Genomic DNA, 15,942 nt, shown 5'->3' with positions numbered 1-15,942 from the left:
ATTCAGACGAACAAAAAGCCTGCGATTGTGCAGGCTTTTTAGTATGTAACGTATGATTCAGTCAAACTAAGCGTTAAGTACGTTCAGCAAGATACGCTTCGTAATCTGGGATTTCGATGATCACTTCTTCTTCAAGCAGTGAAGAGTTAAATAGGAAGTTAGCGGTAGCGCGGTTGGTTGCTACAGGAATGTTCCAAACACTTGCGATACGAAGCAGTGCTTTTACATCTGGGTCGTGTGGTACAGCATTAAGTGGATCCCAGAAGAAAATTAGCATATCGATTTTGCCTTCAGAGATAAGCGCGCCAAGTTGTTGGTCACCGCCCATAGGGCCGCTGATCATGCTCTTGATTGCTAAGCCTGTCTCTTTACTCAGCAGAGAACCAGTCGTGCCCGTTGCGTAAAGGAAGTGCTTTTGTAGTTTTTCTTTGTTCTCTTTGACCCATCTTAGTAGCTCAGGTTTGAAGTGGTCATGAGCGACCAAAGCGATATGCTTATGCGTTGGCATAGTGCGCGTCGTTTTTTGCATGAATGTTCCCTAAATTGTTGTTTCGTTTTTATTGTTTTGAGTTCTTCAGCCAATATAGCACTAAGGATTCACACTGAATACCGGACGAAACTCAGAAGGTGACAATGAGTCGGCGATAATTTGATCTTTGAGTGTTGCTGGTGTCAGCGCCTCGATAATCGGTGCGCTGTGTTGCTCGTAAGGTTGACCGCGTAAGTAACTCGTGGCTTGTTTTACCGACAAGCGACCTTGCTCAACCATTTTATCTGTTGGTGCAAAAAGTACCTTGTTACGAAGTAAACCACGGTAGGTTCCGTGACTTAAGTAACTCGAAATTAACCCAATCTCTTCTGTTTTATCGGCCGCTCGTAGCTCACTGATCGCAGCTTCAATTGCGACCGCACTTCCCACAATATATTGAATATCCGGCTGCTCAATGACTTGCTGTACTAGGTTTCTCTGTAGTTCTTTATCGTTATCTGCCCAATAGCTGATCGCAATTTTGATATCGCTCGACTTGATCGCATCATAAAAGCCAAGTGCAACAGGCTTTGTACCGCCACTTGCTTGAGGGCCAAGTAGCAGGGCGATAGGCGTTTCGCCGGATCCCTTTGGGTGTCTCTTTGACAAAAACTCGCCGACTTGAAACCCCATTTGATACCAGTCGACACCGACGGTGCCTTTCAATACCTTTTGTTGCTCTTCATTGACGGTTAACTCATTGACCGTCGCAAACACAGGCGTTGAGCCAACCCAATCAGTAAGGTTGTCATGGTAAGCATCAGGTGAAACTGTGCCAAGAATAATGGCATCGGCTCCCCATTGTGTGCAAAGCACCAGTTGCGAGGCTTGTTTGGCCACGTTGGGGTAACCGCCAGCTTCCAAAACTCTTAGTTCCACTTGCTGCTTTTCTGCTTCAGAGATCATTCCATAGTTTACCGACAACCAATAAGAGTCTTTGAGGTGCGGATAAATGGCACAAATTTTCTCTTTGTGTGATGTGGCTTCGGCGGGTTTTATTGGGCTCAAAGGCTCGCTAGCACTTGCGACAGTAGTCACTGAGGCCAATAGTGAGAAAAGAATTTTTGAAGCGAAAGATCTAGATAGCATGAATTGCCGTTTTATTGGTTTTAGATAAGAAACACTGCAAAATATAGCGTATTCTGCATGGGTAAAGAAGAACGTTTTAAGGTTTAGAGTTTATGTTGTTAGCTTCAGCGAGTATTGGACGCAAGCTGCTGGCCTCATTCTTAGTGATGGCTCTGTTGGTTCTACTGTCTGCATTGATTGGTGTTTCTGGTTTTAGCTTTGTAGCAAAAACCGAAAGAAACGTCGTTGATTCGGCGCTTCCTGCCATGATCGAAGCTCGTCAGGTTTCTGAGTTGAGTAACCGTATTATTTCGTCAGTACAAACGCTTTCTAATGCGAGAAATGAAGCAGAAAGAAAAAAGGCTGGCACAGTACTATTCGACCAACTTGAGTCGCTTCTTCAGCATATCAAAGATCTTGGTGTCGATAGTTTCGATTCTCAACTTCTTAACAAACTCGAAAATAATGTTCAAAGCGTTATTAATACTCTGGCTGAGTTGGGTGTGTCGGTTGAGCGTAAGCTTTGGTTAAACAAAGAGCTGTCGTCTCGTGTCGAAGAGATGCGCTTACTTGCCGAAGAGCTAGAGCAGTTGACGCGAACCCAAGTTTTGAACACGGCTACCATCGCGGTTGCTAACGTAACGCACATCTATGACCTGCTAGAAACCAAAGAAACGGATAAAGCCTACCAAGCCCTGGATGCGCTTGTTGAGGTTGATCTTGATTTGTCAGAGCGTCTGCATGAATTGCATTTGCTGGCGTTCAAAATGCTCAATCAAATAGAAGAGACACAGACTGTCACCAACGTTGAACGTATTCATCAAATCCAATCTGAGTTTGATTCCAATCTAAGAATCATGGCACGCCGCGTTAAAGCGGTCGAAGATCCTACTCGTTCAGCGCAGATGTCTCAGCTTCTTGAAGAGCTCAGAAAACGCCAAGTCGTGTTCGATATTTCGTTAGAACAATATGAGAACACCAAAAAGTCAGAGTTTCTGATGCAAAATACCTTAGAGTTGTTCTCTCAATTGAATACAACAGTTAACCAACTGGTTGATGATTCAAACCGAAGCACCAAAAAAGCGGTTGATGAGCTGACCAGCACGTTGAATCTTGCTCAATGGTCACTGTCTGTGATTTCGGTGATTGGTTTGGTTATCGTCGCATTTATCGTGTGGCGTGTGGTGTATATCTCGGTTGTGAAACGTCTTACTGAATACTCATCGGCTTTGATGTCTATCGCACAAGGTCGCCTGAATATTGATATCTCGGTTAAGGGTAATGATGAGTTGGCTCATATGGGCGAGGCGATCATCACTGCCAGAAATACCGCGCAGGCGCTGCAAGTAGTTGCGGTGGGTGAAGCAAAGGCGAAACGCGAACTTGAAGAGCACAAAGAACACTTAGAAGAGTTGGTCACAGACCGAACCTATCAGCTGCAGAAGACCAATGAGAAGCTGAATGTCGAGGTAGGCAATCACGCGAAAGCTCGCAACGCCGCAGAACAAGCAAGCCGAGCGAAATCCGCTTTTCTTGCGACGATGAGTCATGAAATACGAACACCGATGAACGGTGTGTTAGGTACCGCAAGATTGCTCAAAGATACCGGGCTAGATCCATTGCAATCCGGCTATGCAGACATCATTAACCGCAGCGGTAAGAACCTACTCGCGATTTTGAATGACGTGTTGGATTACTCAAAGATTGAAGCGGGGCATTTAGAAATACGCACGGCGTCGTTTGACCTTCATCAGATGGTTCAAGACACCTACCAATTGATGGAAGGACGCGCCGCTGAGAAGAAGCTGAACTTTGATTTCCATATTGAAAGTGATGTGCAACGCTATTGGCGTGGTGACGTAACGCGAATCAGCCAAATCTTGAATAACTTGGTCGGCAACGCGATTAAGTTTACGGAAAGTGGCTCGGTCGATATCTTTATCAGTTTAGATATCGAAGATGAAAATCGAGTGATGTTTGAAGTGTCAGATACCGGTGTCGGCATTGACGCTAGCGAACAAGCTTGCCTGTTTGATGCCTTTACCCAAACCGATAGCGGTCGCAACAAAACCGGCGGCACAGGGCTTGGATTAGCGATCAGTAAAAGTATCATGTTGGCAATGAACGGGGATATTGGCGTTCATTCTGAAGAAGGCGAGGGTAGCCAGTTCTGGTTCTCACTGCCACTTGAAGCCGGTGAGAAGATAGAAACGAAAGTACCGGTCATTGAAGCGTGTATTCGAGCTAAAGTACTTCTGATTGAAGATAACCCCGTAAACTGCATCGTTGCTGAAGGCTTCTTGCATAACTTGGGGCACGAGGTTGTGATTGCGACAACCGGACAAGAAGCGAGAGCCATATTCAGTGAGCAAGAGTTCGATATTGCGCTGGTGGACATTAACTTACCCGACTGCGATGGCGTCGAGTTAATTCAACAACTCAAAGACGATGCGCTTCAGCATAAAAGTGAAGAAGACGTAATTCGAAAAGTACCCCCAATGATCGCAGTATCGGCTCATGTGTTTAACGAAGAAGTGGAAAGCTACTTGTCGTCGGGTTTTGATGGCTTCTTACCTAAGCCGTTAGAGAAGGAAGCTTTGTCGGAATTGATTGTTGAGCAGTTGGACGGTCACACGCTGTTGCTGCCTCAGCCGGATCCGTCAGATGCTGTTTGCTGTCAGCTAAACTCTAAACCTCAGGAAACCGAGCTAGACTTATCAGCATTGGCATTTGCAAGCTCGACACAACGAGCAAACCAAGACGCGGAACATAATCAAGGAGAACCGATTGTGCAGATGATTAACCCTAAGATTATCAAAGACGACTTGGCCATTCTCGGTCGAGAAAAAATAGTGCAGATTGTCGGGTTGTTTGACCAAAGCAGCCAAGTCACTCTCGATGAACTGATTGTGGCAAGTGCCGCTGATAACGCTCGTGAAATTAAGTCTTTAGCTCATAAACTGAAAGGGTCTGCCGGCAGCCTAGGATTATCTGCACTGTTTGCTTTATGCCAGAGCATTGAAGCGAGCGAGGACCCATTGCTTCAATATCGCGATAATGCTGACTCGTTACCTGAACTGGTGAAAGACTCGCTAGCAGCGCTCCGAGAACAATTATAAAGTGGTTATTGGGCTGAAAGCCCCAAAATAAAAGCAAAAAAAGCAGGCTATTTCTCCGTATTAATATGAAGAAGTAACCTGCTTTTTTATTGTCGAATAAGAATCTAAGTAAGGCGTTCGAGGAACAGCTCTAAGCCATCTTGATATGTCCAGCTGCTTTGATCTTAACGTGAACCATGTTGCCTTGAAGGTAGCTTAATGGAATCTCGCTTCGTTCAATGATCGCGACATTATCGCTGCATGCGCCAGCTTCAATCGCCAGTTGCTTTGATTGCTCCTCCAAGCCCTTTAAGGTCTCTTCACGTGATGCTGGATCAATCGGTACGATCTTATCGAACTGGCCTGATATTTCTCCCAGCGCAACACCAATGGCATTCGCTACTTCAAAGTGCTCAGGGCGAACCACTTGGCTTACTCCTTCAAAATGATCTGGGAATAGTGCACTGCCGCCGCCAACCATGATTACGGGTACACTCGCTGCAGATGTCTTCATCTTATCGATGCCTTCTTCAACATCCGTGACCATTTGTTGGTAAACCTTGCTTGCTTGTTCGGCCGAAACACCAATCTCATCACTCAATTGATGCTCTGCCTGCCACTGCATTTGACCTGTTTTGAGTGCAATATCGGTGAGCGTAAGTTCATCACCACCAAAGCTACGCGCCGTTTGCGTTAGAGTGTGACCAACACTTTCAGGGCCTAGTTCTATACGCTGTTGTTCAAAGCGAACCTTGGTACCACCGCCAATGGCTAACGCCAAAATATCAGGCATACGGAAGTTGGTTCTCACTTCGCCGATTTCTACCGCGAGGCTCGATTCTCTTGGGTAACCGTGAGTCAGTACGCCGATATCAGACGTAGTGCCGCCCACATCGACCACAATCGCGTCTTTTAACTTAGTTAGGTGACTCGCTCCACGAATTGAGTTCGTTGGCCCACAAGCCACGGTAAGAATCGGGTACATCAATGCGAATTGCTGCGACATCAGTGTGCCGTCGTTCTGACCGAAATAAGGTGTGGTGTGGATTTCATGATTGATGAGTGCATTACAAAAGCCGTCTACGAATCGTTTTGCTGTACCTTGCAGAGCCGCATTGAGGATAGTGGCGTTCTCGCGTTCTAAAAGCCCTAAGCTGCCCACTTTATGGGATAACGAAAGGTTCACCCCCGGAAGTTCTTGTTGAATCCACTCTGCTGCTTGAAGCTCCTGGTCGCCATTGACGGGAGAGAAGACACCGCAGATAGCAATGGAATCCACTTGGCCTTTCATTTTCTGGCAAAGCTCGCGGATCTCAGACTCTTGAATATCGGCAATCAACTGGCCGTCGTATTCATAGCCGCCGTGTGCTTGGTAGAAGTGCTCGCCAAGCAGTGTTTGCCACGCTTCACTCCAACCACAAAGGGGCGGGACGCTATCACCACTTGGAAGCGCTAAGCGAATCATGCCGACTCTGTCTAAGCCTTTTCGTTCAACTATTGCGTTGGTGCATTGAGTCGTGCCAAGCATCGCGTGTTTCACTTGCTGACCATCAATGTTTGCTTGGTTTAATAGCGCAGAAATCGCGTTATCAATACCGGTTGAAATGTCATGTGTGGTTGCGGTTTTTACTTTGGCAATCACATTTAAGTCTGCGTCGAGCAGCACACCGTCGGTATTGGTGCCACCTACGTCAATGCCCAAACGGCAGTAATCAAGCGTAATGTTTGTCATGCGACTACCTCTTCAATGCAGACTTTAGTTGTTCAATGGTTTGATACTCTACTGTGTAGCCAAAGTAACCCGGGCCCGCGACTTCGATGCCTTTGTCAGTGCGCCATTTAGGGTCGCAAGGGTAGGCGATAAGGTCGATGCGCTGCCCGTAACGAAGTTGTTCGGTTGTGATTGGCTTACCCGTTTCATGATCCAAGATCGAAATAAGATCTGGTGTTGATGCCAGCAGGTTATCTTGGTTCATGTCGGCGCGGCTTGTGCCTTTGTGAGCGAGAAGTAATTCGTTTTGGAACTGTACAAATACGTTATCGACACCGGTATCTTCAAACTGAGCCAGCTTTTCAATCACGACACCGCCTGTTGCAAAGCCACCATCGGTTTCACGTTGTATATCAACAATCTTGCCACTGATGATGGTATGGCCGCCGACAATGTCTAACACGGCCTGTGTGCCACTTTGATTGTTGTCATTCGCCAGTCTAATCGCTTCACCAATCTTCATTGCTTGAGTCAGTGTTGCAGGCAGTGCGCTGCGTTTTAGGTTCTTACCATTCATTGGGTAATCGCACATTGCTGCAGATCCGCCCATCTGTTCGGTAATTGGTCTCGCAAACTTTTCAGACCAAATACCGTCAATTGGGTAAAGTGTGACGACATTGCCACGCTCATCGGCCAATGTGTTTGGTGCAGAAGGGAGACCATCAAGAAAGAACGTCACCATCTGAGCTTCTGGGAATGCACGTCCCATCGCATCACAATCGATCACAGGAATGTTCTTTTGCGCTGCAACGAGAATTGGAATCAGCGAATTAAAACCGCCCACTTCGATAGGAAACGTTGCCGCTACTTCAGTGCCGAGCGCTTTTTCCATCGCTTCGAATGCAATTAGCATTTGATCTTTCGAATTGAGTTTCTCTACTGCGACGGTTGGTGCGCCAATCATTGAAGAGGGGACTGTCATCCAATTGTCTTGCACGTCTTCTAAAGGAATCATGCGTACAGGGTGCTTTGCCGTTGCAATGGCTACTTTCGCCATCAAGGCACCGCTGTATGGGTCACCGCCGCCGCCAGTACCTAATACCGTCGCACCAAGCGCGATATCATCAATCATTTGTTCAGTAATAATCACAACTACTATTCCTTATCACTTGAAGGAGAAAGCTTCATTAGGGCGAGGTAAATCACACCAGCGGCAAGAATGCCGTCTAACGCCGAGATGCTGGTGAACGAAAACAGGTTGAAAAACTCTGGTGCGGTACAAGCGCTGAAGACAGTACCAAATGCCCAAGAAGCTAAACCTTTAAACATCCAAGCTGGAACTTGCTGGATGTTCTCAAAGCTCATTTTTGTTGAATCTAAAACATAATATTGAACGATGTAGACACCTGCCGCAGGCGCAATGGTTACGCTGAGGAGCATTAAGAAGTCAGTAAACTTGTTCACCATGCCGAGTTGAGCAATGCCAATACCGACGATGGTCATGATCACAACCAGAACAGGGCGCGGAATCTTCGGTAGAACCATCGACATGCATAAGCCGCCAGAGGTCAGGTTGCTACTGTTGGTGGTCCATTGAGCAAACACCAGTACGATGATGGCAGCCATGCCTAAACCTAGGGTGAAGAAGACTTCTACTAGATCGTCGGTACCGGTCATTTTGGTCAGGATCAACGCGATAAGAATGATGGCACTGTTGCCGACGAGGAAACCGATACCCGCTCCTAGAATCGCATCACGACGCGTTTTGGCGTAGCGAGCAATATCAGGTGCTGCAACCGCTGCCAAAATCCAGATAGACATAACAAAAGAGATGGCTTGGCCAAGCGTCAAAGGATCTTCAATCGATGGCGCTGTGCCACCTTGATAATCAGCGGCCATAAACAAACCGATGGTAATCAGCGTCACCATCAAAGGCACTGAATAGGTACTGAGTTTACCTAAAGCGCGAACGCCATAGATAGCCGTCATCATCATTAATACACTGCCGCCAATAAGAGCTGTAAGGTGTGAAATTATGATGTCGTATTTCGCCAGTGCATCGACCATGATGAAAGCGAAGAAGTCAGCCTGAAATGCGAACCAACCAACTAATGAGATACCGTTGATGAAGCCAAGAATTTTACCGCCGTTACGACCAAATACCGCGCTGCTCACCAGTGGGGTAGAAACACCAGCCTGAAAGCCAATGTTGGCACACAGCATCGCGATGATCGCCAATAAGCCTGAACCAATAAATGTGGCAAGCAGGGCATCTTCAAAACCAATACCGCTGCTTAGGATCGAGCCGAGAAACAATCCCGAAATATCGATGCCGATAGCCAACCAAATAAGGCTGATAACCCACCAAGATCGTTTGGCCTTCTCGGGAACGGGTTCCAATTCGAAGTCATCTATCTTTTTGTGGCTGTGTGTTGCTTCGGGTTTATTCACGTAAGCTTCTGCCGCCATAGTGCCATCCATGCATTGTTATTCCATAAGTGTGAATAAAGCATACTGATGTATTTATTGTTAATAAATGAATATAATCAGATGTAAACATAGCAAAAAACAAATGTGAGTGGCAAAGTGAATCCAAACAATAAGTTAGATAAAAGAGACCTGCGAAGATTAGAGCTTTTTTGTGAAATTGTTGAACAAGGAGGCATCAATCAGGCGGTCGCAAGCACTGGGATTAGCCAACCTGTGCTGAGTAATCAGCTTATTGCCTTGGAAAAAAGCTTGGAATTAACATTATGCCAACGTGGTCGACGTGGTTTTAAGCTGACTCATGAAGGTGAGCAAGTGTATAAATATGCGAACCAATTGAAATCGACCTTAACCGACTTCGCTTATAAGTTACGAGGTGTACAGACAGAACTCTCTGGGCACGTGCGAATTGGATGTTTGGATAACACCGTCACTTTGCCCTATAACCCACTTCCTAAAGCGATTGAGACGTTTTACCAACGCAGTAACAGTGTAGAGGTGAGTGTTGATGTCGGCGATTTCACCCAGTTGAATGAGAAGTTAGCAAAGAACCAGATTGATATGATGATAGTGGTTCTAGGGTCACATCAAAAATCAGCGTTTCAACATAAATACCCACTGTTTGAAGAGCACAGTTATCTGTATGCGCGTAAAGATCTGGCTGAGAAGATCATGGACAAGGATTTCTCATTGGATGGCTGTCGCATCAACATGGGCGGCTATGCCAAAGATGAGATGTTCCGATTACTGAATATTGAGCAGTACGATTCCGTAAAGCCGTTTGATGGCTGGCATGTCGAGTCGGGTGTGATTCTAACCTTGGCGGGTACACACCTGAGTTTCTTGCCTTCTCACTTAATCGACCGTGGCCATTATGACCAAGCCTTAATTCCGCTTCAGCCCGAGAAGTGGAGCCTGAAGAGTCAGTTCTATGTGGTGTTGAAGCAACCTGTAGATTCCCTTTCTCCGGCCGCGCGTGCGTTTTTTGATGAGCTACACCAACCGGAAACATCGGATTCAATCTAGAGAGCTTTTCGCTTCTCAAGAGCACTTCTCGCTTCTCAATAGCACCTAAGATACTTTTCCCCATATACAAAAAATCCTCTGCCAAGACAGAGGATTTTTGCTTTTATGCTTTATGAGTGAAAACTAACGGTTCTCGAAGCGGTTGTAATCCAACAAGCCAAACTCGATCGGTTGGTCTTGTTGATACCAACGATGAACGCGATCACTGAATGGCCAGAACTCGCTAGAACTGCGTCGTACCGCAAACTTGTCTAGCAGCGCCACGTAGTCCTCTTCTGTGTTTAAGCTTTGCAGCACTTTAACCAGAGCAGGAATCTCGCTCTCGGTTAATGACAGGTAAGCCGCAGGGTAGCTACCGACAACGCCTCGTACGAGGGTTAGGTCATCATTGGCGTAATCACGGTTACCTTCTTCATTAAACAAGCTAGAAATGTTGCTGTGCGCATTATTGTGAATCATGGTGAACAGTTGCTCTTCGCCGTTTTCGCCTTCAATCATGATCATCACTAACTGAGGCATATGACGTAGGCCTTCGCCCTTAATCAAGTTCACTTGGTTAAGCAGTGCTTCATTCTTTCTACCAAAACCTGTTTCAACAATCTCAAAACGATTATCGAGAACAGGTGCGAGCTTATCTTTGATCATATCAAGCAGTTCGCGTTTCGGATCGGCCGTTTTGTAAACCACGCTGGTCGGCTGATCAAAAGGTGCAATGTTTCGCTGCAAGTAGTCACTCAGTTGTGCGCTTTGGTTCTGGTACCAGCTAGAGTGTTCAATGTGGCGGACGTCTTTAGGAAGAAGGGTTAAGAAGTTACTCTCACCTTCAAGACGCAAGAAGTCCATGAACATGCGTGTAATCAGCTGGTGGCCAAAGTTGCCGTAAACATCGAAGCCTGCAACGAGAAGATAATGAATACGCTCTAGAAGAGCATAATCAAGAATCCACGCAGTCTTAGGTTGCGTGCCAACTAACCCTTGTACAACAGAGGCGCTATCGAAGTGCCTAAAGACGGTGAGAGCAGCATTCGGGTTGATGCCATCGCCATCCCAAATGATGCCAGTGTCTAGGTTTACGCCACTCTCGAACCATTGGTTGGTGAAGTCTGATTTCGCGTTTAGGTATCGCGCTTGTTGCTTCGCGTATCTTACCCAGTTGGTCACAGGTACGGTGTTGCTTTTTAGCTCGCTAGGCAGCTTTAAGTTTTTCTTTTGGCTCGCATAGAAGGCGTTAATTTCCGGAACATCGGCTTTCTCTGGGTCGATGAAGAAAACCCAAAATCGGTCGTTGATCACGTTCAAGGCAAGTTGACCACGACACACAGGTCCTTTGATGTAGGCCATGATGGTGTTTTGCGCGTTATCTAACATGAAGTTGAAGCGCGAGTTTACTGGCAGCGCTTCAAATGATGTCATTGGGTTTGCTGAAACATCGATGTCGTAACTAGGCAGTTGTTTTACTTCGTAATTTACGTCGACAAACCAGGTATTCCACTTTTGTAGACGTTCTTTATTAAGTGCGAAAGGCATGTGCGTTTTGTCGACGATGGTGCCTTGCTCTGGAATCAGACGATAGTAAACACGGTCTACTTTTGGATCGTCATAAGGGCGACGAGTCGTGATGCGCTGTACCGCTTCACCCGGAGGTGTTGCAGAGCGAACAACAGTGAAGAAGCGTGTTGGCTGAGCTAAATCAGAAAAATAGACATGAGATAAAAACAGGTGCTCATAGATGTAACGTGCTGAAAGTTGGCTCTTATTATCACTCTTATTTAAAAAGCTTTCGTAGACATTAACGAGCTCTTGCTCTGCATCATTTAGCGGAATATGGTCGTTCATTAACGCGCCATTTTCCAACCAACTCATTAAAGTCGCGTATTCGGTTTTATCTAAATTCGGCATCCCATAAGGCATCCCCCAAGTTGGGTAATCTCTCTCGTATTGAGCGTACTCTTCAATCGTTGGGCACTGTTGGTCGCGATCGATTGAAAAGTCGAAACCTTCAAGCTGGGTTTGATCGGGCAGAGGGTGATTCTCTTTCTGGATCAACATACGAGAAACAAGACCAGCATCGAGGTTAGCCGTTGAGTTCTGCATTCGCTCATTGAGGACTGGATGAAAATCCGCATCGCGCCACTCTTGCGTGGTTAACGCATCTTCAAACAAGCGAGTAGGGGCTGATGCCGTCAAGCGGGTGCCTTGATAAACGAGTGCTTTGCTCGCGCCTCGGTCTATGCCTTCCACTGAAGACATTTTGAGTTGGCAAGGGGCATCATAACAAGCGTGACAAACCACGCATCGGTTATCAATGATGGGCTTTACTTCGTCAATGAAGTGCTGTGCTTGAGCCGAAAGAATAGGCGCTTGGCGATCGCGTACTTGTTGTTCACCAAACAGTTCGTCGAAGTTTAAACCCGCGTAGACGGCACAACCTGAGAAGACGCTAACAAAAGCTAAAATGAAGAGTTTTTTCAAATTCATACGTATTTAAATATTAGGCATTTTCTATAATTATATCGAAAATGATTGAAAATGCTCATGTTCTAACGATTTTGTAAACAAGATCTTGATGGGACGAGTAACTTGTCGATGCGCGTTACTCGCTTGTGATCCGAAATTGGAGTTTAGACCTAGCTAGATTTAAGCCCTAAGAGTTAAAAGCTAAAAGCTAAAAGCTAAAAGCCAACAGTTAAGAGTTAAGAGCTAAGACTCACTGATTAACGTAACAAACAGAGAAGGGGACAGACAATCGCTCAAACTTTTTAATCCAGCGCCACTGGTTGTCTTGCAGTTTATCGCCAGGGCCTTTGACTTCAATCCAATGAAATTCATCGCCCTTGAATGCAATCAAATCCGGCATCCCAGTTCTAAATAGCTTTAAATCACTCAATATCACGATGAAGAGATCGATAACTAAAGCATTTGGAATCGAAGCCAAGCTGTGTTCGATGAGTGCTTTAGGGAAATGATTCCAATGAACAAAGGGGTTCGCGATACCTTGCTTTTCATCGTAAGTATCAAGCAAATGGTTCAGCCCATGTTTGGATATCGTCTGAAACACGGCTTCAATCTGTTCGGCTCGCTTGTCTGCGAAATCTGAATGGTACAGATCTAATGGTCGATGTTGGTATCGATTGATAAAGGCGCCTTCAACGTCTGCGAAAATGACATCCCAGAAAGCCAAACCAAACAAGCCACACAGAAAACTGTTTTCAGAAAAGTAGACGTCTCAACCTTGGTTCTCAAAATGCTGCTTTACCGCAAGCTCTACTCGAGTTTGGCTGAGGTCTAATTCCAGTTTTAACTCTTTGCAGCTCGGCTTTATGGTTCGTGAAACTTTGTGCCCCTGTTTCCGTAGTAGCCTATCTTCAAGCTTAATCGCGACTTCCAACTCTGACACATCCGATGGAGCAGCTTTCATTTGCGTGACAATGTCACACATCAAGTCTAGCTCGTCTTGCTTGTCGTAGATGCGCGCAAGTCGCTCTCTGCTAGGAGGAAGTGTTGATTGTCTGAACCAAAAGATAGCTTGGTCGTTTAGATTAAGCCTCTCAAGATCGCGAGCAATATCATTGATCAAACGCGATCGTTTTCTGCCAATGCTTCTGTGTTCTGATTCTTCAGGAATCGAATTTAAAAGCAGTTCCAGAAACTCGCCATCTTTGCGGTCACCTTCTGAATACAAGCGTTGAATATCGCGCATCTGGATTAATTGATTGAGCTGATCTCTAGAGGTGAAGAACCGACGCTGTTTGCTTAACGGATAGCTTTCAAAGGTGTTGAATCCAAGGTCGCTTAACACGAACTGGCTTAAGTCTTGATAGGTGTTGGCAAAGAACAGCAACAGTAATACATCAATCACTTGAGATTCGATGACGTAAATACAGTCAAAAGTTAGGCTTTGAAATTGATCAAAAGGTTGCTGATCAAGTCGTAACAACAGCTCATCTTTTTTGGCAGTTCTGTGGCTCTTAAGGGCGGGGAATACATTTAGCAGTTCTGGCTTGGTGAGCAAGTACAACCCGATCTCGACCTCACTAATGGCGAGGTGATGCTGTTCTATAGAGTGACTCAACACAATGAAGCCTTCGGTGCTTAGCTCTTCTAGTGAGCTATTTAAATCAGGAATCTCAACATAGTTGAGTTTATCGCTGCGAAACCAACGGCCTTTACGAGAAAGCAAACGAACCATTAAGCATTGGCTTGAAACGGAAAGACGTTTGTATGCGGACAACCAACGACATTCATCGTCACTCAGAAGATCGGGGTAGAGCGTTTGAGCGTGTTCAACCAACCGATTGAAGTTGTCGAGATAATAAGTAGGGGAGAGCTGAAGAGTGGTTTCGGTCGTCAATGGAGAAGTCGCTTGATACAAAAAGAGCCTAACCCTAAGGTTAAGCTCTTCAGTAACAAATTCAATCTTTTCTGTTGATTAAGCTTGTGATGCTTTTAGTTCAGCAACTTTAGCTTCAGAGATTGGCTTAGTGATGATTGCTAGAACAATACACACTGCCATCATAACTGCAGAGATTGTGTAAGCTAGGCCGTAACCTTCGCCGTTTGACATTGAGAAGCCAACAACTGCTGCACCGATAGCGCCGCCGATACCCCATGCCGTGTAAAGCACGCCGTAGTTAGTACCGTAGTTTTTCAGGCCGTAGAACTCAGCAGTTAGTGTTGGGAATACTGCTAGAAGCGTACCGTAACCAACCGCTGCGATAGCCGTACCAATGATTAGCGTGAATTCAGAGTTGAACGTAGCGAATAGAGCCATGTTCGCGCCTTGAAGGATGAACGCTAGAAGTAGAGTACGTACACCACCGATTTTATCTGCAAGCATACCCGCAGCAACACGGCCGCCTGAGTTGAATACTGCAAGGATAGACGCTAGGTAAACTGCGTTTGGCAGGTTAGCTTGAACGCTAGCAATCGTAGTGATGTTACCGATGATCATTAGACCAACAGATGCAGCGAATGCGTACATGATCCATAGAGAGTAGAACTGAGGAGTCTTCAGCATTACTTTCCAAGTTAGGTCTTCAGTTTTCTTAACCGCTTTAGGAGCTTGGCCCGCTTTTACTTTAGGCTCAGCTGGCGTGTAATCCGCTGGTGGGTTGTTGATTGTTGCTGCTAGAGGTACTGCGATTGCAAGTACACCAACACCAAGAATCATAAAGCTAGTTTGGATACCCATGCTGTCGATTAGCGCAGAAGTTACTGGTGCTAGGTAGATAGCCGCAAGACCGAAGCCTGCTGCGATAAGACCGTTAACCATACCTTTCTTAGAAGAGTGGAACCACTTCATTGCTGATGGAGAAAGACATGCGTAACCGAAGCCGATACCAGCACCTGTCATAACACCGAACGTGATGTTCAGCATCATAGGTGTTGTAGCGAAACCAGAAGCAATCATGCCTAGGCCTGTAAGCGCTGTACCTAGGATAAGGATCTTACGTGGACCCATACGGTCTTGTAGGATGCCCGCAACAAGAAGACAAACAGAGAATGTGATAGTTGCAATAGCGTAAGGAGAAGATGCTTCAGCAGCACTCCAACCAGCTTCAGTTACTAGCGCTTTGTTAAATACACTCCAAGCATACAGGATGCCAAGACAAAGGTTGATACAGAAGCCTGCTAGCAGGATACGTGTTGCTTTATCAATCTTGCTCATTTTTATTCTCAGTTTTGTCATCGGTTAGTGGAGAGCCACTTAACTAAAGACGGGTTATTGTGATTGTTTCTTCAAAATTAGTTTGCGTTTATCAACAGATAGCGCAAAAGAGCGCGGATTATAACCAATTAAAATGTGATTGGAATCTCTTTTTCCATTTTTGGTAAATTAAATTCAATTTGTTAATAAGTTGTTTTTCATTGGTTTTTGAAATGTTTTTAACACCTCTCTATTTTGTTCTTTTTTGCTCTGTCTTCTTATTATTTCAGGGATTTTGAGGTGGTGGTTTTTGAATAGACGCGTATTGCGTGCGGATATCACAGAGTTACAAATAATTTTAATTAATTTCCAAGGT

The 15,942-nt window shown here is 45.6% G+C and carries 9 protein-coding genes and 1 pseudogene; 2 read left to right on the top strand and 8 right to left on the bottom strand.

Going from position 1 to position 15,942, the window contains the following annotated elements; genetic code table 11:
- Positions 1-73 precede the first annotated feature (73 nt).
- Complete coding sequence (locus HRQ85_RS07495) at positions 74-529, bottom strand: methylglyoxal synthase (RefSeq protein WP_017064778.1); 456 nt, start codon at positions 527-529, stop codon at positions 74-76.
- 60 nt (positions 530-589) lie between these two features.
- Complete coding sequence (gene torT, locus HRQ85_RS07490; RefSeq protein ID WP_123284916.1) at positions 590-1,618, bottom strand: TMAO reductase system periplasmic protein TorT; 1,029 nt, start codon at positions 1,616-1,618, stop codon at positions 590-592.
- 92 nt (positions 1,619-1,710) lie between these two features.
- Between torT and torS the strand changes: the two genes are divergently transcribed.
- The gene (gene torS, locus HRQ85_RS07485) at positions 1,711-4,716 is read left to right on the top strand and encodes a TMAO reductase system sensor histidine kinase/response regulator TorS (protein ID WP_172379199.1); all 3,006 of its coding nucleotides are present in this window, start codon (positions 1,711-1,713) and stop codon (positions 4,714-4,716) included.
- Between the two features lie 130 nt (positions 4,717-4,846).
- On the opposite strand, the gene HRQ85_RS07480 is transcribed toward torS, so the two are convergent.
- The 3 genes from HRQ85_RS07480 to HRQ85_RS07470 are packed head-to-tail and all read right to left on the bottom strand — an operon-like array spanning position 4,847 to position 8,887.
- A complete protein-coding gene (locus HRQ85_RS07480; RefSeq protein ID WP_172379198.1) occupies positions 4,847-6,427 on the bottom strand; it encodes a hydantoinase/oxoprolinase family protein in 1,581 nt (526 codons plus the stop codon).
- Between the two features lie 4 nt (positions 6,428-6,431).
- A complete protein-coding gene (locus HRQ85_RS07475; RefSeq protein ID WP_172379197.1) occupies positions 6,432-7,556 on the bottom strand; it encodes a DUF917 domain-containing protein in 1,125 nt (374 codons plus the stop codon).
- 5 nt (positions 7,557-7,561) lie between these two features.
- A complete protein-coding gene (locus tag HRQ85_RS07470; protein ID WP_172379196.1) occupies positions 7,562-8,887 on the bottom strand; it encodes a cytosine permease in 1,326 nt (441 codons plus the stop codon).
- Between the two features lie 93 nt (positions 8,888-8,980).
- Here HRQ85_RS07470 and HRQ85_RS07465 point away from each other — a divergent pair, with 93 nt between their 5' ends.
- The gene (locus HRQ85_RS07465; RefSeq protein ID WP_048608727.1) at positions 8,981-9,919 is read left to right on the top strand and encodes a LysR family transcriptional regulator; all 939 of its coding nucleotides are present in this window, start codon (positions 8,981-8,983) and stop codon (positions 9,917-9,919) included.
- A 123-nt stretch (positions 9,920-10,042) separates the two neighbouring features.
- Here the strand turns inward: HRQ85_RS07465 and HRQ85_RS07460 are convergent, their stop codons facing one another.
- From HRQ85_RS07460 to HRQ85_RS07450, 3 genes and pseudogenes are all read right to left on the bottom strand, one after another.
- Entirely contained in the window at positions 10,043-12,397 is a 2,355-nt protein-coding gene (locus tag HRQ85_RS07460; RefSeq protein WP_172379195.1) for a fatty acid cis/trans isomerase, read from the bottom strand.
- A 229-nt stretch (positions 12,398-12,626) separates the two neighbouring features.
- Positions 12,627-14,291: pseudogene (locus tag HRQ85_RS07455) on the bottom strand (VRR-NUC domain-containing protein).
- A gap of 57 nt (positions 14,292-14,348) precedes the next feature.
- Positions 14,349-15,587 (bottom strand): L-lactate MFS transporter, encoded by a 1,239-nt coding sequence (locus tag HRQ85_RS07450; protein ID WP_048608721.1) that lies wholly within the window; start codon positions 15,585-15,587, stop codon positions 14,349-14,351.
- Positions 15,588-15,942 lie beyond the last annotated feature (355 nt).

Origin of the sequence: Vibrio sp. Vb339 (genome assembly GCF_902751245.1) — a bacterium.
Classification (GTDB): domain Bacteria; phylum Pseudomonadota; class Gammaproteobacteria; order Enterobacterales; family Vibrionaceae; genus Vibrio; species Vibrio coralliirubri.
Note: the sequence above shows the minus strand (reverse complement) of the source record. Positions and strands in the feature narration are given on the sequence as shown.

What these genes read in the sequence shown, in the direction of transcription:
- HRQ85_RS07495 (WP_017064778.1), bottom strand. Translation starts at nt 529, where the DNA reads ATGCAAAAAACGACGCGCACTATGCCAACGCATAAGCATATCGCTTTG.
- torT (WP_123284916.1), bottom strand. Translation starts at nt 1,618, where the DNA reads ATGCTATCTAGATCTTTCGCTTCAAAAATTCTTTTCTCACTATTGGCC.
- torS (WP_172379199.1), top strand. Translation starts at nt 1,711, where the DNA reads ATGTTGTTAGCTTCAGCGAGTATTGGACGCAAGCTGCTGGCCTCATTC.
- HRQ85_RS07480 (WP_172379198.1), bottom strand. Translation starts at nt 6,427, where the DNA reads ATGACAAACATTACGCTTGATTACTGCCGTTTGGGCATTGACGTAGGT.
- HRQ85_RS07470 (WP_172379196.1), bottom strand. Translation starts at nt 8,887, where the DNA reads ATGGATGGCACTATGGCGGCAGAAGCTTACGTGAATAAACCCGAAGCA.
- HRQ85_RS07460 (WP_172379195.1), bottom strand. Translation starts at nt 12,397, where the DNA reads ATGAATTTGAAAAAACTCTTCATTTTAGCTTTTGTTAGCGTCTTCTCA.
- HRQ85_RS07450 (WP_048608721.1), bottom strand. Translation starts at nt 15,587, where the DNA reads ATGAGCAAGATTGATAAAGCAACACGTATCCTGCTAGCAGGCTTCTGT.